Origin of the sequence: Cytobacillus solani (assembly GCF_006704205.1) — a bacterium.
In the GTDB taxonomy this organism is placed as follows: Bacteria; Bacillota; Bacilli; order Bacillales; family Cytobacillaceae; genus Cytobacillus; species Cytobacillus solani.
This window is the reverse complement of the sequence record NZ_CP041305.1, coordinates 2,883,071-2,905,000: the sequence shown is the minus strand read 5'-3', so window position 1 is coordinate 2,905,000 and position 21,930 is coordinate 2,883,071. Positions and strand designations below refer to the sequence as shown.

30 protein-coding genes, 1 tRNA gene and 1 pseudogene are annotated in these 21,930 nt (G+C 31.3%); 9 read left to right on the top strand and 23 right to left on the bottom strand.

What is annotated here, in order from left to right; translation table 11 throughout:
* Positions 1-42 precede the first annotated feature (42 nt).
* The 6 genes and pseudogenes from FI644_RS14545 to FI644_RS14520 form a co-directional block, all read right to left on the bottom strand.
* The gene (locus FI644_RS14545) at positions 43-387 is read right to left on the bottom strand and encodes a cupin domain-containing protein (RefSeq protein WP_142108570.1); all 345 of its coding nucleotides are present in this window, start codon (positions 385-387) and stop codon (positions 43-45) included.
* Positions 388-439: 52 nt separating this feature from the next.
* The gene (locus FI644_RS14540; RefSeq protein ID WP_053474599.1) at positions 440-979 is read right to left on the bottom strand and encodes an AAA family ATPase; all 540 of its coding nucleotides are present in this window, start codon (positions 977-979) and stop codon (positions 440-442) included.
* A gap of 207 nt (positions 980-1,186) precedes the next feature.
* Positions 1,187-1,459: pseudogene (locus FI644_RS14535) on the bottom strand (Type 1 glutamine amidotransferase-like domain-containing protein); the annotation flags it as partial.
* 332 nt (positions 1,460-1,791) lie between these two features.
* Positions 1,792-3,216 carry a serine hydrolase domain-containing protein gene (locus FI644_RS14530; protein ID WP_142108569.1) on the bottom strand — a complete coding sequence of 475 codons (1,425 nt, stop codon included), beginning with the start codon at positions 3,214-3,216 and terminating at the stop codon, positions 1,792-1,794.
* Positions 3,217-3,285: 69 nt separating this feature from the next.
* The gene (locus tag FI644_RS14525; RefSeq protein WP_053474597.1) at positions 3,286-3,840 is read right to left on the bottom strand and encodes a TetR/AcrR family transcriptional regulator; all 555 of its coding nucleotides are present in this window, start codon (positions 3,838-3,840) and stop codon (positions 3,286-3,288) included.
* A gap of 168 nt (positions 3,841-4,008) precedes the next feature.
* Positions 4,009-4,416 (bottom strand): carboxymuconolactone decarboxylase family protein, encoded by a 408-nt coding sequence (locus tag FI644_RS14520; protein ID WP_142108568.1) that lies wholly within the window; start codon positions 4,414-4,416, stop codon positions 4,009-4,011.
* A gap of 122 nt (positions 4,417-4,538) precedes the next feature.
* Between FI644_RS14520 and FI644_RS14515 the strand changes: the two genes are divergently transcribed.
* Entirely contained in the window at positions 4,539-4,979 is a 441-nt protein-coding gene (locus tag FI644_RS14515) for an Lrp/AsnC family transcriptional regulator (RefSeq protein ID WP_056686080.1), read from the top strand.
* A gap of 132 nt (positions 4,980-5,111) precedes the next feature.
* Here the strand turns inward: FI644_RS14515 and FI644_RS14510 are convergent, their stop codons facing one another.
* Both FI644_RS14510 and FI644_RS14505 read right to left on the bottom strand, forming a co-directional pair.
* On the bottom strand, positions 5,112-6,134 hold the full coding sequence (locus FI644_RS14510; protein WP_142108567.1) for a DUF3231 family protein: 1,023 nt from the start codon (positions 6,132-6,134) through the stop codon (positions 5,112-5,114).
* 170 nt (positions 6,135-6,304) lie between these two features.
* Entirely contained in the window at positions 6,305-7,411 is a 1,107-nt protein-coding gene (locus FI644_RS14505; protein WP_142108566.1) for a M24 family metallopeptidase, read from the bottom strand.
* A 223-nt stretch (positions 7,412-7,634) separates the two neighbouring features.
* Between FI644_RS14505 and FI644_RS14500 the strand changes: the two genes are divergently transcribed.
* Positions 7,635-7,707, top strand: a tRNA-Ala gene (locus FI644_RS14500).
* An 83-nt stretch (positions 7,708-7,790) separates the two neighbouring features.
* Here the strand turns inward: FI644_RS14500 and FI644_RS14495 are convergent.
* On the bottom strand, positions 7,791-8,426 hold the full coding sequence (locus FI644_RS14495) for a hypothetical protein (protein ID WP_142108565.1): 636 nt from the start codon (positions 8,424-8,426) through the stop codon (positions 7,791-7,793).
* 291 nt (positions 8,427-8,717) lie between these two features.
* Between FI644_RS14495 and FI644_RS14490 the strand changes: the two genes are divergently transcribed.
* Positions 8,718-8,945: a helix-turn-helix domain-containing protein gene (locus FI644_RS14490; RefSeq protein ID WP_142108564.1), complete on the top strand. Its 228-nt coding sequence runs from the start codon at positions 8,718-8,720 to the stop codon at positions 8,943-8,945.
* Between the two features lie 36 nt (positions 8,946-8,981).
* Here FI644_RS14490 and FI644_RS14485 read toward each other — a convergent pair whose 3' ends face one another.
* The 5 genes from FI644_RS14485 to FI644_RS14470 form a co-directional block, all read right to left on the bottom strand.
* The gene (locus tag FI644_RS14485) at positions 8,982-9,317 is read right to left on the bottom strand and encodes a YolD-like family protein (protein WP_142108563.1); all 336 of its coding nucleotides are present in this window, start codon (positions 9,315-9,317) and stop codon (positions 8,982-8,984) included.
* 105 nt (positions 9,318-9,422) lie between these two features.
* Positions 9,423-9,569 (bottom strand): hypothetical protein, encoded by a 147-nt coding sequence (locus FI644_RS26375; protein WP_181758125.1) that lies wholly within the window; start codon positions 9,567-9,569, stop codon positions 9,423-9,425.
* Positions 9,570-9,738: 169 nt separating this feature from the next.
* Positions 9,739-9,933 (bottom strand): helix-turn-helix domain-containing protein, encoded by a 195-nt coding sequence (locus FI644_RS14480; RefSeq protein ID WP_142108562.1) that lies wholly within the window; start codon positions 9,931-9,933, stop codon positions 9,739-9,741.
* Between the two features lie 32 nt (positions 9,934-9,965).
* Positions 9,966-10,217 carry a helix-turn-helix domain-containing protein gene (locus FI644_RS14475; RefSeq protein WP_142108561.1) on the bottom strand — a complete coding sequence of 84 codons (252 nt, stop codon included), beginning with the start codon at positions 10,215-10,217 and terminating at the stop codon, positions 9,966-9,968.
* Positions 10,218-10,355: 138 nt separating this feature from the next.
* Entirely contained in the window at positions 10,356-10,988 is a 633-nt protein-coding gene (locus FI644_RS14470) for a hypothetical protein (protein WP_142108560.1), read from the bottom strand.
* A gap of 165 nt (positions 10,989-11,153) precedes the next feature.
* Here FI644_RS14470 and FI644_RS14465 point away from each other — a divergent pair, with 165 nt between their 5' ends.
* The 5 genes from FI644_RS14465 to FI644_RS14445 are packed head-to-tail and all read left to right on the top strand — an operon-like array spanning position 11,154 to position 14,348.
* Positions 11,154-11,375, top strand: coding sequence for a hypothetical protein (locus FI644_RS14465; protein ID WP_142108559.1), 222 nt, complete (start codon positions 11,154-11,156; stop codon positions 11,373-11,375).
* A 33-nt stretch (positions 11,376-11,408) separates the two neighbouring features.
* Positions 11,409-12,251: a hypothetical protein gene (locus FI644_RS14460; RefSeq protein WP_142108558.1), complete on the top strand. Its 843-nt coding sequence runs from the start codon at positions 11,409-11,411 to the stop codon at positions 12,249-12,251.
* Between the two features lie 34 nt (positions 12,252-12,285).
* A complete protein-coding gene (locus tag FI644_RS14455) occupies positions 12,286-13,140 on the top strand; it encodes an SMODS domain-containing nucleotidyltransferase (protein WP_142108557.1) in 855 nt (284 codons plus the stop codon).
* Positions 13,137-13,715 (top strand): SLATT domain-containing protein, encoded by a 579-nt coding sequence (locus FI644_RS14450; protein ID WP_142108556.1) that lies wholly within the window; start codon positions 13,137-13,139, stop codon positions 13,713-13,715. Before FI644_RS14455 ends, FI644_RS14450 begins: the two co-directional genes overlap by 4 nt.
* Positions 13,716-13,757: 42 nt before the next feature.
* Entirely contained in the window at positions 13,758-14,348 is a 591-nt protein-coding gene (locus FI644_RS14445; protein ID WP_142108555.1) for a hypothetical protein, read from the top strand.
* A 622-nt stretch (positions 14,349-14,970) separates the two neighbouring features.
* Here FI644_RS14445 and FI644_RS14440 read toward each other — a convergent pair.
* The gene (locus tag FI644_RS14440) at positions 14,971-15,600 is read right to left on the bottom strand and encodes a hypothetical protein (RefSeq protein ID WP_142108554.1); all 630 of its coding nucleotides are present in this window, start codon (positions 15,598-15,600) and stop codon (positions 14,971-14,973) included.
* Positions 15,601-15,827: 227 nt separating this feature from the next.
* On the bottom strand, positions 15,828-16,433 hold the full coding sequence (locus tag FI644_RS14435; RefSeq protein WP_142108553.1) for a recombinase family protein: 606 nt from the start codon (positions 16,431-16,433) through the stop codon (positions 15,828-15,830).
* A gap of 210 nt (positions 16,434-16,643) precedes the next feature.
* Between FI644_RS14435 and FI644_RS14430 the strand changes: the two genes are divergently transcribed.
* Positions 16,644-16,829: a hypothetical protein gene (locus tag FI644_RS14430; protein WP_142108552.1), complete on the top strand. Its 186-nt coding sequence runs from the start codon at positions 16,644-16,646 to the stop codon at positions 16,827-16,829.
* 269 nt (positions 16,830-17,098) lie between these two features.
* Here FI644_RS14430 and FI644_RS14425 read toward each other — a convergent pair whose 3' ends face one another.
* The 7 genes from FI644_RS14425 to FI644_RS14395 all read right to left on the bottom strand — a co-directional run bounded on the left by FI644_RS14425 (position 17,099) and on the right by FI644_RS14395 (position 21,874).
* Positions 17,099-17,851: a metallophosphoesterase family protein gene (locus FI644_RS14425; protein ID WP_142108551.1), complete on the bottom strand. Its 753-nt coding sequence runs from the start codon at positions 17,849-17,851 to the stop codon at positions 17,099-17,101.
* A complete protein-coding gene (locus tag FI644_RS14420; protein WP_142108550.1) occupies positions 17,829-18,671 on the bottom strand; it encodes a hypothetical protein in 843 nt (280 codons plus the stop codon). The genes FI644_RS14425 and FI644_RS14420 overlap by 23 nt, the downstream gene beginning before the upstream one ends.
* Positions 18,649-19,161 (bottom strand): YomO family phage-derived protein, encoded by a 513-nt coding sequence (locus FI644_RS14415; protein ID WP_142108549.1) that lies wholly within the window; start codon positions 19,159-19,161, stop codon positions 18,649-18,651. Before FI644_RS14415 ends, FI644_RS14420 begins: the two co-directional genes overlap by 23 nt.
* Positions 19,162-19,312: 151 nt before the next feature.
* Positions 19,313-20,311, bottom strand: coding sequence for a hypothetical protein (locus FI644_RS14410; protein WP_142108548.1), 999 nt, complete (start codon positions 20,309-20,311; stop codon positions 19,313-19,315).
* Positions 20,312-20,422: 111 nt separating this feature from the next.
* A complete protein-coding gene (locus tag FI644_RS14405) occupies positions 20,423-21,220 on the bottom strand; it encodes a hypothetical protein (protein WP_142108547.1) in 798 nt (265 codons plus the stop codon).
* Positions 21,221-21,424: 204 nt separating this feature from the next.
* Positions 21,425-21,607 carry a hypothetical protein gene (locus FI644_RS14400; RefSeq protein ID WP_142108546.1) on the bottom strand — a complete coding sequence of 61 codons (183 nt, stop codon included), beginning with the start codon at positions 21,605-21,607 and terminating at the stop codon, positions 21,425-21,427.
* Positions 21,608-21,685: 78 nt separating this feature from the next.
* Positions 21,686-21,874, bottom strand: a complete 189-nt coding sequence (locus FI644_RS14395) for a helix-turn-helix domain-containing protein (protein ID WP_142108545.1) — start codon at positions 21,872-21,874, stop codon at positions 21,686-21,688.
* Positions 21,875-21,930: the final 56 nt, after the last annotated feature.

Below are 21,930 nucleotides of genomic sequence, written 5' to 3'. Positions count from 1 at the left end.
TTCACAAGTATTAAAAAACCCACCTGTAGTTTAGAAAGCTGTTTATTTATTCGTTAAGATTCTATCGTCTTTACTAGTAGGCTGCGATATCACAATGAATTCTACATCATGTTTTGATTCATTTAGCATTTGATGCGGTACTAAAGGTGGTACCTCTATACCTTCTTCACGACTCAATATTATTCGTTTCCCGCTTATTTCTATAGTTGCAGTACCAGATAAAACAAAGAAAAATTGACGTGCATAATTATGATAATGTCTTACTTCCGAAGTGTTAACGGGCATTCGTTCGTGAATAACACTTAAATCTTTATTCTTCACTAAATGCCAGCCATCACAATTATCTCCCCATGTGTAATGTTCTGCATTTTGTTTACTGATTTTCATTTAATGACCTCTTTCCTTTCATTTAGTAAAAAAATAACAAACTGCTAAACATTTATTTAATGCGTCCTTCAGTTTGTATACATTTAATGATCTCTGACAATGTTTCTTCAGGCGTCATATTGGAGGTATCTACCCAAAGCCCAATTCTAGGATTATCATTTATTAATACGCTATATAGAGGTTCAACCTCCCAAACTGTATAGCCCGTCTTATTCCGCTTCTTTTCTCTTTCAATAATTGCCTCAATAGTTGGATTAAGCGTAATATAGTAAACTGGCTTTGATTCGAATGCTTCAAGAAAAGAAACTACCTCTTTTCCCAAATAAGTGTCCTGCACAACAACTGAGAAACCTGATTTATAGTACATATCTGCTATTTGTGCAGCCATTTTATAACGGAGTTTCAATTGTTCTACCGCACTTTGAGAATGCTCTGGAGTCATATTAATATTCCCTTTTACAATCATCTTTCGAAAAATATCTCCACGCACGTGAACACTCTTCTCAAATTGTTCAGATAACATTTGTGCAATTGTAGATTTTCCTGAAGCCATTATCCCTGTTAGAATATAAATCCCCTTTTCAAGAGTCATCATTGCCTCCCATTATCTTTACCAAATATTTTGTTCCCCTAAATGATATTTAAGTAAAAAGCATCGCACTCAATGGGTTAATAAGATCCTAAGTATTCCGTTTCAAGTTCAATTTCTTTGATTTCCTTATCAAAGCAGACTTTATATGCCTTAGCGTTTGGTCTCGAGCTTACTATTTTGCTAACCTCTTCCCCAATATAATGAATGGCCACCAACATAGATGATATCTTTTTCTAATACAAATCCCTCTATATCTCTTGTAGGTGGTTTAAACAAGGACAGATGTGAAGGCTGGCACTTTTGTTTTTCAAAAAACTCATAAAACCTTTTTATACATATATCTGAATCTCCCGTTGCAGTAGGAACATAACAGATTTTCGGATTTGTTTTACCAGACTGATTTAAAATATATAAATCTAGTAAAGGATTCTCTGGTTCCATAGAAAATCCCCCGCCACCAAGCGCGATAATTTGTCTCATGCTCTACTCCCCTCCAAATTAAGTTTGATAAATATAAATATTCTCTTCATCTATTGATGATTCCTTGTTTCATAGATTTACTCATTTAATAATAAAAGTGTCTCTATCATTTTTGAAGCTACATTAAAATAAAGAAAAGCCATCCTCCATGACGAAGAATAGCTGACTCTGCATTGTCTAATAAACAATACAATCAATCTTTCTATATTTCTTGATAAAAAAATCATTCTTTTTCAAAAAAACGGCAATATTTAAACCCTCTAATTTAAAGAAACCTCTTTCTCCAAATCAAAGTTCAGCAAAATGGAACCTCAAGAGTAGCAAGAATTAGTTCATTTCATTTCTTGTTTCCTCTTGTATGCCATTACAATAATTAAGAATCCATAAATAGCAAGAACCCCAACGGAACTTAATATAAATATTGCCGTTATGAATGAATAATGATAAATAGTATACCAAGGAGCATCAAATAAATAGGTTACTATTGGAATTAAAACAAATGAGCAAAGAAGAAGGGAAAATCCAGCTATATTCCATGACATATAATGAAAGCTCGTTTTCTTCTTCAAACGGTACAAGCTCAAACTTCCACAAAAGGCAAACAGAATCGTTAATAATAACGGAATCCATTGCATTTGATAATTCATCTTAATTAATTCCGGCATCTGTCCCCTTTCCATAATTGTTTTAATTCCTTCCCTCATTGAAAGAGTAGACATCGTTTCAGAAATATCATTCTTATTCGTCAGCAAAATAAATCCATAATCATTCTTATGATTAATATACAATTCAGCTCTTGAATCAGGTGTTTCTCCTCCATGAAAAATATAAGGATCCTCATCGTCAGTAGAAATTCTCCATCCTAGACCATAATACATCTCATCTTTTCTATGAACTTGAGGAGAAATGTACTCCTTAAATAATTCATCTGATAATAAATCCTCACTATCTAACAAGAATAATAAATACTTAGCCATATCATCAGCTGAGGATGCAGTATATCCATACGATGCACCGCTGTCATCATAGATCATGTTACTTTTTATTGGCTTTCCAAAGAATGAATGATATCCCGGTTGATAACCAAGTTTTGAAGCTTCTTCAAAGCTTGATACGGTTCGATTCATACCAAAACTCGTATAGATTTCGGTATCCATAAATTCAGAAAATGTCTCACCTGTAATTTTTTCTATAATTCTTCCTAAAAGTAGATAATTTGCTGCACTATATTGATGAACTGAACCGGGTTCATAATTAAGTTTTACATTATTTAGTTTCTTTACCGCTTCACTTATTGCTTCTTTCCCTCTTAAATTTTGATCTGCTATTTTCAACCCATCATAAGAGCTAATTCCACTCGTATGGGTAAGTAAGTTTCTGATAGTAATTTTTTTATCATACCCTTTTACATTGTATTGAAAGGATGGAAGATAATAATCAATTTCCTGATCAAGCTCAATCATTCCTTTCTCTACTAACTTCATAATAGCAAGACTCGTTAAAGGTTTACTAACTGAACCTATTGTAAACAGCGTGTCTTCCGTTACAGGATCACCATTTCCCTGTATCCCCCAACTTTTTTGGAACCAAACATGTCCTTCTCGAACAATTGCAAGCGATGCGCCTGGAATTTGATATTCATCTAATGCTTTTTCCATATACTTTTCAATTAATTCATTTTGTTTTTGACTGTCTGCATTCGTATGTAATGGAAAAACAAGAATGAAACATACAAATGCGAATAATAATCTTTTCACTTTCCATTTCCTCTCTATTCGATATAAATTGTTTGGTTAACCAACCAATTAAACCTTAAAATTTGAAGTCTATTTCTTCAAATAGACTTCAAATAAACCTTCTAGTAATTGATAAGCTTTTTCCGAATCAAATGTTGGATCGATAATCTTTTGAAGAGCCAGACCATCAAAACAGGCTAAAAGTATGCTTGCAAATATTTCAGGATCTCCATTGCTTTTGCCAAGTTTTCTTATCGGTACAGATAAACTATCTCTCCCCTCTTTCAAAATCTTTGCTGCTTCTAATTGCAATTCGTTACTCTTTAGTCCGAGTGAATAGATTTCGTACCGCCACCGATACCAGTCTGGGTCTGTTTCTGCCCTTGTTTTTATCTCTTCTAAAGCATTATGTAGTGATAAAGAACTTACATCTTTATTTTTATACAGTTGATGGTACTGATCTTGAACATGTTTTTGAACAGAGAGCAGTACTTCTAGTTTATTTTCAAAATAATAATGTACTAGTCCTGGAGCTACGTTTGCTTCATTAGCAATATCTTTAATTGAAGCATTTATATAGCCCTTCTTAGCAAAAATGATATAAGCTGCTTCAATTATGCGTTTTTTCTTATCTTCCTTACTCATAAGTCACCTCTTTTAATTGGTTAACCAACCAAATTATATAATTCATTTATTTAATAGTCAATTTTCTTTTCTGTTTTCAACGATCTATTGCAACTGCGTACAACAACCTCAATTAAGGAAGGGACTAACTAAGTCAGCCCCTGTTATATTCGTTATAAAAGAAGTCTATTAAGCTTCTAATTTCATCAATGCACCAAAATACTGTGAAGCACTGCTAAAGGCAATAAATGCACATAGTTCACTTATTTCCTCTTCACTGAAACATTCCTTCAGTATTTTAAACGTTGACTCCTCCATTTCTCCCCTCATCTTTAAAAATACTTCAGCAAAGCCTACTGCCATAGATATTTTTTCGTTAAACTTATCTGGCTCTGGTTTTCCTTTCGCTTTACAATACTCACATCCGTTACTTTGTGCTAAAGTTCGTCTGACCTGCTCCTTTAATGCAGCAGAGAGCCGTCCATCCTTTTCTAATACATCTCCTAAGGATACCCATGCATCCATTACCTCTTTATTATGTCCTAACAATCTTTGAAATGATGTTTTCCCAAAATTTGATTCTACAATCCTTGCCATAAAAGCACCTCCTCGTTATATTAATTATAGAAGACAAAATTACTATTTTTAATTAAATTCATAACGAAAAGTAAGATAATTTCCGTGAAATTTAATGAATAATGGAGGATTCACTAAAAAAAATGAAAATTGATGATACTGATAAAAAAATATTAGATGAATTACAAAATAATAGTCGTTTATCAATGAGTGAGCTTGGAAGAAGGGTTAATTTATCTTCCCCATCTGTAACTGAGCGAGTCCGACAGATGGAATCATTTGGATTGATAAAAAAATATACATTAGAAATTGATTATGAAACATTAGGTCAGCCTATCCAATGCATAATAGAGGCAACTGTAAAAAATGGGGATTATACATCCTTTAAAAGGCATATTGAAAAACTTCCAAACGTGGAATTTTGTTACCGTATTGCTGGAAATGCTTGTTATATGTTAAAAATGCATTTTGAAACATTTTCTAAAGCAGAGGAATTCATTGATCATATCAGCCCATTTGCACAGACTGTAACACATTTTATCTTTTCCAAAGTTTCAACAAATCTAAGATTCTCTCCAGACTGATTATTTTATAAACCTATTTTACTTCAATAAAAAGCACAATTAGACACGGTTCATAACAATGTTGTTCCTATAGTTCAATTAAAAAAGGCGATCTTTTATTAAGATGCGCCTTCTTACAATAAGAGTTTGCGTTTATTTTTCCGGACCTTGTGCAAGGGACTTCCTATCAATTGCTTCTGGCTGTTTCTCCATCCACCCATGTTTAACCATAATTTTGTAACACATCATACCTGCCTCCATGGCATGATTAAATACGGTATAGTAATTTAGAATAATATCCGAGCGAAAGCTGGAACCTAATGCCGCACCATAGTAAGAAAGAGCTGCATTTACTAAAAATGCTGCGTGAAACATAAGCAATTTGTCTGAAAAAGGACTTACTGTTACTTCTGTAATTTCAGCATCCCATCTCTCAGGTACGGGCAAATGTTCTTGTTGTAATATAGAGTCAAAGCTTTGTACATCTTTCTCTGCTAATTTAACATTTTTCAGCATAAAATTACGTACTTCTTCCAGCTTCGCCACCTGACTGAAAGCGAGACTTAGCGACATAATAAATCCTGTTTTCTTTGAATTAAAGAAAATAGTACTAAGTTCTGAACTATTGAGTGGTCTTTTGTCTCCAATCAAGTTAGAAATGATCCCTGCAGATTCAATAAATTCCCCTCCAGCAGAAGATGGTATGCCTGGAACACTTGAGAAATTGGGGTGGGTTTTCGACAATGCCACTATTTGTTGAAACAATTCTTTAGATGTTACTGTACATTCAAAGAAATAATCTTGAATATCTTTTCGTTCTGTATTTGTTACCGCTAAGCTATATGCAGTTAACCCATGTATCGTCATAATGTACGAGTAAAACAGGATATACTGGTCAGAAAACAGACGTGGGGCTTTAAGATTCACATCCTTCTCTGTAAATCCTATAGGAACCTGGAAGTTTGCACTCTTTAATATTTTCGGAATTTTTGCGATATGACTCTCAGCCAACTGCAATGACCGCTCTATAATCTGTTTAATCTCTTCGTCCTCTACAATTTTAAGAAAATATTTGTACATACATATTGCCATACTGTCACCCATGTACTGAAGCCAAAGAGCAGAAACTTCAGCAGCAGTTAAGGTGTTTTTCTTTGTTTCCCTAAAAATCCCCAAAACAATACCCCCAAATTTTGTTACATTTATGATTTTGAAGTTATTTTATGGTATTAATTAGGAAGTATACTCAAAAATTATAAGAACTCTCAGCTAGAACTATGTATAAGATCCTAGAATTGAGGGCTTCTCTACAACCAGGGTAGTAAATGCATTACCCCACATACGATTTAGCCGATTCGCATTAATTCAGTCGGAAAGGATGTTAGAAGCTTTCCATGTCCATCTTCATCAATATATACATTTTCCTCAATGCGGACACCGCCATAGCCTGGAATATAAATACCCGGTTCAACAGTAAAGAGAATTCCTCTTTCAACGATTAAGTCATTATTTCCATGAACGGAAGGCTCTTCATGTACGTCGATTCCGAGGCCGTGCCCTACACGATTATTAAAGTATTGACCATACCCCGCCTCTTTTATGACTTTTCGGGCTGCAATATCAATTTGCCTAATTGGGATACCCGCTCTTGCTGCTTCCACACCTGCTTGAGTCGCCTTGCGAACAATATCGTAAATTTCTCGCTGCTTCACTGTTTCTTCTCCCACTACGAACGTTCTTGTAATATCTGAACAATATCCATCAGCAATGACACCCATATCAATTAGTAAAAAATCACCTCTATTTATCGTCTTACTATCAGGACGCCCATGTGGCAATGCCGATTTCGCTCCAGAGAGTATAATAGAAGAAAACGCAGGACCCTCAGCGCCAAACTTTCTCATTAGATACTCAAGTTCTGCTGTCAATTCCTGCTCTGTCATACCCGCCTTCACCTTTTTAATTCCCTCTTCCATTACTTTTTCAATCACATGAATAGCATGCTGGACCTTACCGCATTCTTCTTTTGTTTTTCTCATTCTTTGTGAAGCAATGAAATCGCCAATATTTACGTATCGGAAGTTTTGGAAGCTATTATGTAGCTGTTCCTGCTGAAATAATGAAATCACTTTTGTCTCTAATCCAATCGTTTTAACTCCTTCACCTATCGTTTCCTTTAATACTTTGTAGGGATTGACCTCATCTGAAATAGGTACAATGCGTTTAACATACGAAACTCCTTCAGCTATTTCCAAATCTAAAGACGGTACAAATAAGTATTGGCTTTGCTTTTTAAGATCAATTACCAATGCAATAAATCTTTCATGTGGATCAGAATAAAAGCCTGTATAATAGAATACGTTTTTTGGTTCTTTAATTATTGCTAAATCTACATCTAGAGTATACAAATAATTTGCTAACGCCGTTAATCTGCTCTGATATTGTTCATTCATATGATCATCCCCCGACTTTTATTTTTTCCTTATAGCAAATGAACTTTTCTAATTTTCATAATTTAATTATGCAATATTTATGCCATAAATCTATCCGTCTGTACATTGTTACAACAAATATTTTTGTATAAGAAAAGTGATCAATGAATATGTATTCAGCAGTAAAATCCCCTTGCCAAAAACCATGGTTGTAGTTATAATTTTCTTGTATCCATCATTATCCGGGGCATTAGCTCAGCTGGGAGAGCGCTACGCTGGCAGCGTAGAGGTCAGGGGTTCGAGCCCCCTATGCTCCATATTGATATAAAGCCATTTTTCGTAAATGAGAGGTGGCTTTATATCGTTACTGGGAACAATTCGGGAACAATGCTCCTATTTTTTATCTTTCTTCTAACAGCTTCTTAATTTCTTCACATTGTCTGGTAACATATTTCGGTAACTTCTTTTTATCTACTTCACATAGATAATTATAGTTTAATTTTGTACTTCTTCCTTTTAAATGGACGAATACAGATGCTACAATTTCATTAGGGTAGATATTCGCTGTCACGGTATATTTACCATTTGGAGCATCCCATTTGTGGCGAATGGCTGCTCCTTCTTCATCTTCTTCGATAATTTCATATGTAGAATCTTGAAGTAATCCTAAAAATCTTTTTCCAATATTACACTTATGTAATTTATAAATTTGTGAGGGTGTTAAATCATATTCTTCCAATTTATCAACTTGCCATTGAGGAATTTTTTCTATAAAGAGATCTTCAAGTGCTTTCCTCCGATCAGTGTTAAATGTATCAATAAATATTTGCTCAGTTATTGAGCTATTGAGAAGCCTTTTTTTATGAATGCTATTTAGAACAAAGAATGATCTATGTTCATTTTTTACAATTGCTTCAGATATTATCTCATGTAAATCATCATTAGTTTTTACTAAAGATTCAATCATGTTCAAAACTCCATATGCTTTTTCCCCAACCTCGAAAAAATTAATTGCTTCCTTTTGACATGCTAACATTTAAATCTCTCCCCTTATAATTTTTTAGTACAAAACGAATGCCAATCTTATAAACCTTCATTAATCAATTTGTATATAACTTTGATACTTTCCATGTCACACTCCTTTTAGTTTATTTTCAAAAATTAATAATTCAACTTCTTGAACTAAATATACATTTTAATTTAATAACAGTCAACACTTTCATGAAAATAAAATTCAATAAGTTGAACTTAAAATATTCATTATAGAACTAATTGTTTATTTGTAATATAATAGATATAAGGAAATAATGGGGAGAGAGATTAATTTATGGGTCTTAAACCAAGCTATAAGCCGTTAGAAATTACTTTAATAAAAAAAGATAAAACAAAGACAGATTTAAAAAGAGATTTGAAAATTTCTCCAGCGACCTTAGCTAAAATGTCTAAAGGGGAAAACGTTGCTTTGTCTGTAATTATGAGTATTTGTGAATATTTAGATTGCCCAATTGAAGAAGTTGTGGAGTTTATATCTACAAAAGAAAATCACCAATCTTAATTGACTGGTGATTTATTAATTCATTTCAACTTACCTTTAAATAATATCTAGCTCTTTTATATCAATAAATTTTATCTTTTCAGCATGACCTTCATTATTCTTTAAATAGATATCCTTCCTAATTTCATCCAACCTACAAACTCGTCCCTGATAATCGTGGAAAAATCCATCTCTCCGCACTTTCACATTTACGAACTGTGCATACTCCATCGCATGGTGAATTTTATTTTCTAAGACCCCTATTTCATAGACATCGATTTCTGGTTTATTTTGCATCTCATCTTCCTTATACATTTCCCGAATCATTTTAAATTGTAATGGCATGAAACTAGCAGGTAACCATTTAATTTTACCTCGATCGCGAATAGACATAATAATCACTCCTCGAAATATATTATAGAACAAACGTTCTTGTTTATGTATAAAAAAAAAGATGGATATCAAAACATCCCCTTTAAACAACTCGTAAATATTATCTCACTGGTTTATAGCCAGATTATACAGTAACTTCGCTACAAGTTTATAGTATTCAGTTAAATCCTTCTCTAAATTATCTTGTTTAACGATGACAATATCGTATTTCTTCCTATTTATAACCTTTATGATTTCATCTCCAGTTGCCATCCTTCCCCCCTTATTCCTTTTTACATTATTATTCATCTTAATAATATCTTCCTCACGATATCTTTAAACTCGTCACTCAACGTTATATCCTCTAAACTAGGTGCGTCAGGTTCATCGGAATACTCAACAATTAGTTTATAATCTTCAATTGTTTGTTTATTTAGTTTGTTCATTGGTCACCATCAAGCCAGTTAAAAAATGTTTTCTTAGAAACCTTATAAAGTTTTCCCACTTTTGCTACATGAAACGGAGGGTTTTCCATCATTTCATATGTTGTTCTTCTGCCAATTCCTAGGATTTCCTGAATATGTTTTGGTGTAAGTACCTCTGGCAATTCATTTTTAATTAAATTGTTTTGGTTCACCTAAATTTCTCCTTTATAAATTGTTTTATTAATCACTCTCCATCAAACCACTTAAAAAATGCCTTCTTTGAAATTTTATATAACCTTCCAACTTTAACAACATGGAATGGTGGTTTCTCAAGTAATTCGTATGTTTGTCTTCTGCCAATTTTTAAAATTTGTTGCACGTGACTTGGTGTTAAAGCTTCTGGAAATCTTCTCTGATTATTTCTGTAATCATTTAGTTTCCTCCCTATTCCTATTTTCCTTTCTATAGAATATTCAATAATGGTAGAGTTATTCATGAAATCTATTATTTTTTAAAGTTTTAATAGATATAACAGAAAAAAAGAGTGACTTCTCAGCCACTCCTTACATTAATTTTTATTAACCCACATCTCTCTTCTATCTACTCAATACAAAACAAGGGGGATATTTCCTCCTTATAATTTCTCTTCCTTTTCTTCCTTCTTTTTATCTTCTTCGTATTTTTCTCTTAACTTTTTAATATCAGCAGGAATTGTAATTAATAATTCTTCTTGTTGTTGTTCAAATTGACTTGCTAAATCATTTGTTTTTCTATTAAATTCAATTAGAGAACCTGTTGGAGATAATGATTGATCAACCATTTTTGTATAAACCCCGTATAGTTGTTTTAAAACAATATATGAATCCAAATATTCTTTTGGCGTGTCTTGTAACAATTTCATATTTTCTCGTATTTTATCTCTACCTTTTTCTCTATCCTCTAATAAACCATCTTTTGATATATCATCACGAAAATCTCTTAATTTTTCATTAAAATCATTTCTATTATCAATAGCATTTCTCCAAACATCTGAATATGAAGATACTATTAAACTTGATAATAAGAACTCGAAATACATTTCAACTGATGTTTCTGCTATTAAATTTGCATATTCTTCTTTTTTCTTTTCTTGTTGAACTTGCTTATATTTTATCCAACCAACTACTCCACCAATAATTAGCAAAAGGGTAATAATTAAAATAATAGCAACTTTTGTTTGCTTTTTCTTATTATCTCGGTTTGGTGGAATCTCTATAACCTCTTCCATTAAACAACCTCCTATAATTTATAGTAAAATATTATCATAAAAATAGAATTGATTGGATATTATTCAAAAATATATGTTGTATCTCGGTTAAATATATTAATTTTGGATATAATAACCATAAATGTTAAGATAGATTTAGGTTAAATATTTACTGGAGGGGTCACTGTGTTAGTTTATGAGAGTCGTATTAAGGGTTCTTTTCAGGGATATAAAGATAGGGAAACAGTATTTGAACTTGTAAATGGAAGAGCTTATAAACAAGACGAGTATCAATACCAATATAGATACATGCATAGCCCAAACGTAAAAGTGTATCAAGAGGGAAGCACTTATTATTTAGAAGTTGAAGGCATGAATAGTAGAGTTAGAGTAAAAAAGATAAAATAATTTTTAGTTTATTAAACTGAAAGGTGTTAGTGTGTGAAAAAATTTGAATTTGATAATAAACTCAATGATAAAGAGCTTGATATTGAGAGATTACACAAAACCTTTTCTGAATTATCATTAGGTATTAAGACTCTTATAAAAGAAAGGGTTGATACTGTAGCGGCAACAAGTCTCAAATTAGCTGAAATTAAGTTACCTAAAATCGAGTTACCTCCATTTGAGTTACCCAAAATCGAATTACCTGTAATAAATATTCCAGAAATCAATTATGAAAGAATCTGCAAAATAACCAAAAGTAATTCTAAATTTGGATGGACACTTACTAGCGAGATGAGTATTGGCGATTACTTAAACGGTGAATTAGTTGACGCAAATATGAATCAAGTAGATTCTTATTTTTATAATTACTACACTTATAAAGATGAAGAATTAGGGGATGTATTTTATAAAAATGTAAAGAATTCAATAATTGGAAATATCGAAAAAAAATGGATTGACCTATTAAAAGAATGTTTTACTTGTTATGACTCAGGGCTATTTAAAGTAGCTATACCCAATCTAATGTTAGTAATCGAGGGAGAGATAAGTAGTATTGCTAATAGCAATCTTATTGGGAAGAAACTAATTAAATATTGGAAGCGTGACTTTAAAACCAAGAGCAGTCAAATTGACGCAATAATATTATATTCTATATTTCACTTTTTACAAGACTCCTTGTTTTTGAGTAAAGATTTTTCAGAAGATCGACCTGATATTATTAATAGGAATTGGATATTACATGGAAGAGATAATCCTGAACAGTGGACTAAAAAAGATTATTTTAGATTAGTCAATACTTTGAGTTCTTTACAGTTCGTGAAAGAAATAATGGATTAGAAATATAAAATTTACTTTTATTAAGGGAGTTAATATGGATTTAAAGAAGTTATCATATCATTTAAAAACAAATAATCATGAAGTAATTTCCTATAGATATCATAGAATTGTCAAAGTGTTAAATGAATACTATTGGGGAATCCAATCAGATTCAAAAAATTGTAGATATGTAGGTTCATACGGAAGAGGTACTGCAATTAAAGGTTTTAGTGATGTAGATATAATAGTTAAACTCCCTATTCATGAATATCAACGATTTACTAATTATAGTCAAAATGGACAGTCAGCATTGCTTCAAGATGTAAAAAGAGCCTTAGATAGCACATATTCAAGAACATTAAAAAAAGGTGATGGGCAAGTAGTAGTAGTTGAATTTAGTGATGGCATTAAATTTGAAATAGTTCCCTCTTTTGTTATTGATGGAAAAATAACTTATCCAGATTCAAATAAAAACGGAGCATGGAAGCAATGTGATCCAGTAAAAGAAATTGAAGCAATTAATTTAGTAAATAAAGCCACAGATGGATGGATAAAGGATATTTGTAGACTTACCAGAGCATGGAAAGAGGCTAACCAAGTTGAGATTTCTGGAATTTTAATTGATAATCTAGCTATTGATTTTATGATTAATAATCGTGAAAAAATTTTTTTTACACTGGAGATATATTTTGGTTTTTATTTATTACATCTCGTAAACCAAAGAGATATCAAGTATTGGATATTGTATGGAAGTGGAGATGTGATAGCAAGAAATAAATTTCAATTTGAGGATAAAGCATTAGTGGCTGCAAGTGAGCTGCTAAAACTAATCCAAGCTACCAACTACACAGACAAAAAACACGCATCTGAAAAATTGTTTGGTAATATTGTAAATGAGGTAATGATATGAATAATAATTTTAATAATATTTTAGAGTTATATGGTAGAGTGGTTTATTCTCATAAAACTCACGAAAGAGCAATTGAAAGATTGAATAAGAAGATAAAAACAATCAAGATTATTCAAATCTTCTTATTATCTTTGACTTCTGCTGGGGTTATTAGTTCACTTTCAGATGTTTTCTCTCCTATAATTACTACTCATCCGAATTTTTCAATTTACTTTAATCTTGGTATTATTGGTCTAGCATTAGTGGCTACTGGATTCTCTATTTATGACCTTTGCTCCTCAGACAGAGAGGATTTATATTCTCACAAGGTTAGTGCTAGTCAATTTCTTTTTATGCGAGATAAATATTTAATGTTAATAACAGATTATAAAGATCAAATAATTAATGATCAACAATTATTAGAATGCAGAGACAAATTATTCCTTCAACTGTCTAAGATATATGAGGAGTCTCCGAGTACAACAAGTAAAGATTATATTGAAGCCAGAAAGGCATTAAAGGATAACGAAGAATATACATTTAATGCTGGTGAAGTAGAAAAGTTTTTACCAGTGTATATGAGGAGCAACCAATAAAATATTTTGTTTTATTAATTAATTTATCTTAGTGGGTGTTATATGAAAACAGACTTTAGCAACTTCAAGTTAACTATTGATTGGAAGCCTTCAGCTTATCATGGTCATACAGTTAGGAAAGCTCTGACTTCTACCCTTTGGAAAAAAATAAGAAATGAAGTTTTAAGAATTCATAATAATACTTGTTCAATTTGTGGTTTACAGATTAAAGAAGAGGAACAAACAAGGAAATTACAAGTACATGAAATTGAGGAATATTCTCAAGATGAATTACTAGTATTTCTAAAAGACTTAAAGCTAGTCTGCTACAAATGTCATTCATTTCAACACTTTGGTAGAACTTCATCTGTGGTAAATAGAGAAGAAATGAATGAACTCATTCAACATTTTATGAAAGTTAATAACTGTACACTAGAAGATTATAAGGCATTTGGAAGATATGTAAGTAAAAAGAAATTTGAGGATTTCAATAAAAAAATTATAGAAAAAAGACTAAATGGAAATAAGGATAATTGTAATTATAAGTTGGATAAAACTGTTTTATTTAGAATAGAAGGTGACATACCTTTTAAAGATGAAGCAATAGAACAGTTAACGAGAAAAGGATTATTTAGATATTATGATGATGAGTAATTTCCACATGAAAGAGATATTTTTTAATATGAACATAGTCAAAAACCTATACTATAAGATCGCATCAGCTGCCTTCATTTGGGAAATAGTTAATGTTTCAGGTCATAATCACTATGACCTTATTCCTTTTAAACAAAATTGTTTATATAAGTATAATTATCTTATAATCCCCTGTTCCTTAAAAGACATTCACAGTTATTCCTAACCTGTTTTAACTTATTTATTAACTGGTCTACATTGTGATCATTCTGAGTATTCATTAAACTTATTATCACACATTACAATTTTCCTTAGTGCCTCAGCGCTCTCGGTTTAATATCCTATCGTGATTTTATTAACAATTCTCGATGACTCAGAGTGCTACGCATCTATACAGAAATAGAGAATAACTGGTAAATGTAATTATCCCCCCCTCACTACCTTTTTGTTATTTCGTATAAAAACCCTCTTTTATTATCTTTAAATCCATTCTAATAAGACTAACTCTCGATTCTGATTGTCTTACTTAATTCAATTCCATATTTATAAGGAACTCATTGAACGCCTGTATTGCTCTCTTGTGCTTTCTAATTGGCGTATAAAAAAACAGGGATAAAACCCTGCTTTTAGAATTGTAATATTTTCATTTTTGATAGGATGTTAAAATTCCATCTTCAAAATAAAGATAAACATAATTTGGATAGACCCATTGTTCTGAAGTTCCATTGGCAGTTACTGTTTTATTTATATCTGTTGGTTTACCGATACTTTCAATTACTTCTTCTTGTGTCATACCGATTCCGATTTTACCTTTGGAGTTTTCTTGTTTTGCCTTCTTGTTAAAATAATTAACTTTCCATATAGCCCAATCCCTTAAATTCTTCACTTCTTTAGATAACTGAGGTGGAATAAATGTAATTTTATCAAGGTCTTCTATTACACTCTCAAAACTGACAGGTAAAACACTTTCAGTATCTTTATTATAATTTTGATACACTCTAAATGCACTTGCTAATTTATAAAAGTCCTTTTGAGTTTGGTTTTCAAATCCGATACACTCTCTAGCAACTTCATCATATTTCTTATTAATAATTAGTTCAGTAAGCTCTAATTCTTCAGATGTTAATTCCCTTTGTTTTCCTATTTCTTCTTCTAGTGTTGCTTCCTCATTTGTTTGATTGTTATTTATTTCATTTAAAGTTTCTTGCTGATTGTTGGAACAAGATGCTAGTAATATTAAAATGAAAATAAATAATAAAACTTTCTTAGACAAAATAATCCCTCCTGTACCTAAAGTCACATATAGTTAAATTTTACCACTATATCATGAGAAATTATTCAAAATATAAAAATTATTAACACAAAAAGGTAGTCTCTTAATTGACTACCCTTCAAACTATTTCTATTTATTCAATTTCAATTCATCCAATATCTATTATTTACTTATTCCTAATTCATTTTATTATAAGGGAAAAGAGAATAGAGATGGACTTGATCTTTTTAGAGACTAGCTTCATATTCTTTTACCTTCTTATAAAATGTTGGCTTTTTCATTTCAACTAACTTCATAAATTCAACAGCCTTAATCTCTTTTTCCTTCCATTGCTTATAAAGTTTATCCCATTCTTTGGGTAGTTCTAACACTGGTCTTCCTAAGTGCTTACCTTTTGCTTTTGCTTCTGCTATTCCTTCTGCTTGACGCGATAATAATGTTTCACGTTCTTGCTCTGCAATAGAAGTGTATACTTCAATAATGATGTTGTTTATCATATCAATAACCCATTCTTGACCGTCTGGTATATCCTGCATAGTAGTGGGGAGGTCAATTATTTTAACTCTAATACCTTCTTTCTTGAAATACTCTAAGTAATCCTTAATCTGTACCTTATTGCGACCTAAACGGTCAATTGATTTAATATAAAGTGTATCACCTTCCCGTAGAGCTTTAAGCATGCTCTGAAACCCTTCACGCTCCATATCCTTACCACTTGCTTTGTCGTTATATATGTATTTTTCATTCGTGACATATTGCTTTAATGCAGAATACTGTCTATCCAAATGCTGCTCCTTTGTACTTACTCTCATATATCCAAAATCAATTCCCACCCTTTTTTCCTCCCTGTTCATCTTATAATCTAAGTATACACAAAACGTATATAAAGGTCAATTTGTTTGTAGACGTTTATAAAGGATTATTTTCATATTAAATATACTAATAATAAAGGGGTGTTTCTATAGTCTATTATGGTGTAGGTTTATAGACTCGTACCGCTTCTCGCTCTTATATATATATTAGGAATACAAAGGAGAGATAAAATGAATATCTGCCGTGGTATTTGTAATGAAGCTTTAAAAGATAATGATTTAATCAAAAGAGACTTTATCAATACACTTACTCATTATGATTGCATTACCTTACATCCTGACTTAATAGAGGGTATAGACACCTTTGAAAACATAAAGAAAAAACATTGGTACTATCGTATGGAATTAGTGTATTAACTCGTACTGGTTCTCGTCTTTATATATAGTGCATCGTGAACCATTGCGAAAATAGCTCTAAACCGCATGATTACTGGCTTTTAGGGGCGATATATGGTGTATCGTACTTAAGACACTAATCACGATAGAAGCCTTGAAAACAAAGGATTTAGGTCGATTTATTGGTTATCGTATCGTCAATAACAGTGATATTCATTTACATCACATATAATGAGAATGATTATCAAATATAATACAAAAAAAGAGAAGTTCATAAAGAACCTCTCAAACTAAACCGCTGACAATCTAGGCATTGGAGAACCATTCAGCCCTTCCCAATTATCATTACTTACATGATATTGATTTATTTCCTTATCTGTTATCTCTAAACAATTTAATTGACCACCAAAACAACAAGCACCATCAATCCCGATCTTATCATCAGATAACCAAATTTCATTACTGTTATGAATAGTCCTGCATGTTGTATGTCCAAATACCACTGTCTGAACTACATTCCTAATAGGACTATTTATAAAATCCCATCTAATCCAACTTAAGTTGCTTATGTCAGTTTTCCAGTCTGATATAAAAGGGTTAATACCAGCATGAACGAAAATGTAATCCTTTGTTTCGTGATAGTATGGAAGATTTAAAAGGAATTGAATATGTGAGTTATATTCCTTTTTCATTCGTTTTACTACACTTTGAATTTTACTTTCTTTTTTTAAGTAATCTAATCCTAAGTAGCTGATTAACGTATTGAATCCTCCAACACCTTCAGCAAGATAGCTGGTTGTCATTTCAGGGTCTGCTAAAAAACACAATAACCAATCATCATGATTCCCTCTAAGTGCAATCGCTCCATTTGAAACTAACTCCATAACCTTTTCAATAACTTTCTTACTATCCTTACCCCTGTCGATATAATCCCCTAATAAGATGAGTTGATCTTCACTTGGGCTGTATTTGGCTAAATATAATAATTTTACAAACTCATCATAACATCCGTGAATATCGCTAATTACTAAAGTTCTCTTCATGTCCTAACTCCTTTATTAATTGATATTCACCATTTCCATTATTTTTAATTAAAAACACCGTATCCTGTTTGTTAAATACAATGAGATAATCTATATCTTCGATTGGTATCGGTTCATATGCCACAATCTCATAAGTTTGATAATATGCATTGTTTTTGACGTAATCTTTTATGTATTGCTCGGAATCATCATCTAAGTAATATACAATGCTATTATCGTGAATTTTAATATCCTCTACATACTCAAAATAAAAGTATTTCTTCCGATGGTTTACCTTTGAAGGATTGATACAAATTAAAACTGACCCTTCGTCATTTAGGTTTATACTAGTAGCATCCCATTTAAAAGTGAAATTTGGTAAATCATGAAAGTATATCTTACAATTTTCATCTATAAGTTGACTAAGTACATGTATTTTCCTCTCATAATCTAAAACTTTTTCTTCACTTCCTACTTCACCTTTAAGTTCTTCGATGACATTTGATAATGAAAAAATGTTTTCTCCCATGGACATATTTTCAGGTGTACCATCCGTGATAGTATTAGCACGATACCTTAATCCACCATTCTCTTTAAGTGCATCAGCAACATAATTCTTTCTAGGAATAATCATTCCTGATTCATGGATACCGATAGCACCAGTCATAGTTGTAGCATGGAATAGAAAACCTTGAATATTTAACTCTTGGATAATTTCATTTACCTTATCCGCAAGTAATTGCTGCCTAAAATAATCAGGAAGAACGGAGACTTTTGTCCCCGAACTTAGATTATTATGTTTTGATTCTTCAAGATAATTAATTAGTTGCAACTTGTTCATTTTTAGCACCTTCTAATTGTGGGAAAAGCGTATCTTTCTTAGAATTAATCTCGTTAATTTGTTTCTTCATTTCTTGCCCTTGTGATATCATCGTTTGTGCCATTTGGAGCTTATCAGTAAAATAAGAGTAAAACTTTTCAATTTCAGCTTTATCAAATCCCTTTAAAATTAAAGGATAGTAATCGGAGTTAAGAAGTAAATCATACTCTTTAAATTTGTTCCTGAGATTATTTGAGAACTTTAAGTCTGTAAAGTGTTCAATTAATAATAAAGAAATGAAATCTAATAATTGAAACTTATTCAAATCTACTCCCCTTACAGCCTTCGCTTCCTCGCTCATTTTAGTCATACTGTCAAATACTTTACTGATCTTTTCAAATGAGAAGTATTTATAAATACTTAAAGTATGTCCATCTGGGAAAGTGATCTCTTTCTTTGTATCAAATTTCTTATTATCCATTTCTACATTTTTCAAAGTTAATTTGCTCATATTTATTCTCCTTTATATTTAGTTTATTTTTATAAGTTATAGTGAGGAAACGAATAGACCTATCTTCGGCTCTCTCGATTGAAAATCAATAAGTATATGTATTTCTGATATGTATTAATAAAACTTGCTAGATTTCTTATGGTATGTAATTCTATGCTAAATTCTTAAAATCTATCTGAATTGGCTTTGTTTCTCTTTGCTGATCTAGAAGTTTTTGAAACTTATTAAACTCTCGTATTCGATTATCATAAGTGGACTTACTATAAAGTGACCTTGCCAATTCTTCCAAATCATTTTGAATTTTTATATACCCTAACATGGTTTCAATCTGGTATACCTTCATGTGCTGTTTTAACCAGTGATAGGAAAATGTTTCTTCATCAATTTCCTGTTCGAATTTTTTATGTAATATCTCATTAATTTTATATTTTTGCATTATGTAAACGAAAAAATCCTTTGTTAAATAGTCACTTAGTAATTTACTGGAAGAATACTTATCTCTTTCATATGGAGAAGTAACTATTTCAATTCTAAGCATACCTTCTGCACGTTGCAGGATATCTTCTTTATCTCGATAATATTTGTTTTGCTTAACTTCTGCATGCTTATTATAGAAATGAACCTTGTCATGTGAAGTGGCACTAGCTTTAAATGTTACACCTGTGAGCTTATCGTCATTTTCATAGTGTACAGTCTTATTTTTCTTATAAGGAATGGATTGTTGAGAAGTATGTATTATCCATTCATCAATTAAAAATCCTGTTTTACTTATGTCCAAATTATATGAGACGTCAAAACGATTAGCTGCTATCCAATCATTCCGATCAATGCTTATGTTAAGTAATTCCTTAAAGTCATTATGTAATTTGTTAAAAAATAAATCTATGTCACTTGCATTTTTGACCATATGTACATTATCTCCGAATAAATATCGGGGAACTGATACCTCAATTACTAATGTCTGCGATGGAAAGTAATATCTAATGTAAGGAATTGAATGATTTAAAATTGAAACGGAATATGTTAATTCTCCAGTATCTGCATTAATATTTCTCTTTATGTCTACTATGTATGTACCTTCATTTTTTAACTGTTCAAACTTACCCAATTCAATGTGAATTCTAGTTCTACTCTTTACTTTATCGAACACTGTATCAACCTTTCATTTAGTTTTTTTATCTACAAAGCCATTAACTTAACAATAATTAATTACACTAACCCAAAATTTTAAGAACATTTAAGACGTAATACAAGAAGTTATTTAATCAATCTTATATATTGTACGGGTAGGTATTGATTTTAAGAATAAACTAAAAAAGTTTGATCCTTCCCACCTACTAATTTCTTTTAATTGTTCTACTATTTTTAGTATCTGAGGAAATTTTTCTAATAACTTTTCATCGCTCTGATCCATTCGATTTATCTTCATTTGTAAAACTTTTATTTGATTCTCCGTTTTATAAATTTCTATTCTGCTATTTTTAGTATTTATTTTTTCTCCAGTATCAATCATTTTTTGTATCATGTTATTTGTAAGGTTATATTCATTCTGCAAATATTCAGCAGCTTTAACTACGGAAGGAAATTGTTTCTTTAACGGTAATGCTAATTTTAAATTTTTTCTCTTTTTACTTTTGCTAGTTGATTTTATAAAGATGTTTTCAATTGATACTATTGTTTCTTTAGAATTATCTAATTCCTTATGCTCTTTCGATGTCAATATATCAATTGCATCCCACTCGTAATGCTGTTGTAATCTGTGTATAGTAGGAGCAAAATCACCATTAAGTTCATGTTCTAGATATGTTTTAATCAAACTCAAATACTTTTCATAAAGTTCAGGTCTGTATTTCAAAAGGTTAGTCATGCCATCTCTAAATTCTCCTAGCTTGTATTTAACATTTTTATATTCTTCTCGCCTTTTTGGTCGATTATGGGCATTATTAAGCATGTAATAAAGTTTGTATCGGGCAACTTCAAATATTAATTCATTTGTGATTTCATATTTTTTTTCTGTTTTTAATGCGTAATATTCCTTTTTTGGCATATGTACTGTCATTTTGATTCCCCTCCACTTGTGCTAATGTTCCTTATCTTTTTCTATAATTTATATAAATACCAATGTTCTTAACATCCTCTTCACCTCCTTTCAATTAAATTGACAGAGCTGACTGTGTGACGAATTCAATAAATCCATTCCGATATTGATTATTATTAACAAAATACGGGGAACACATATAAGATCAAATATTACTTGCTGTATCTATTTGTATTCTTCGATTGTTTCTTGGATAACTAGACTAAAATCAGACAATTCTTCATTTATCTGCAGACGATTTAAATATGAAAGGTACTGCTCCTCTAGGTTCTCTTGTAAAATAAATAAACTTAAAATCATGACTCTTTGTAAATTTATAATGTCATTAGCATAACTACTTTGTTGCATATGGCAGTACCTCCAGAAAATATTTAGATTATGTAATGCTATAAGTATGTAAATCTACGAAATTCTTAATATATGTATTTATTTCCGATCATTTCCTTGTAGCCAGTTCAATAGTACTTTTCTAGAAATCTTCCATCTACGACCAATCTTAACTGCATATAGTTCACCTGAAGCTACTAGGTTGTATGCTGAATTTCGACTAATACCAAGGTATTTCTGAATATCTTCAACATCCAACACTTCTTTATTTAGAATATCAGTTGTCACTAAATCCCCTCCTTTCACTTGGTGTAAATTGATTGTAGCATGTAATATGTAGCATG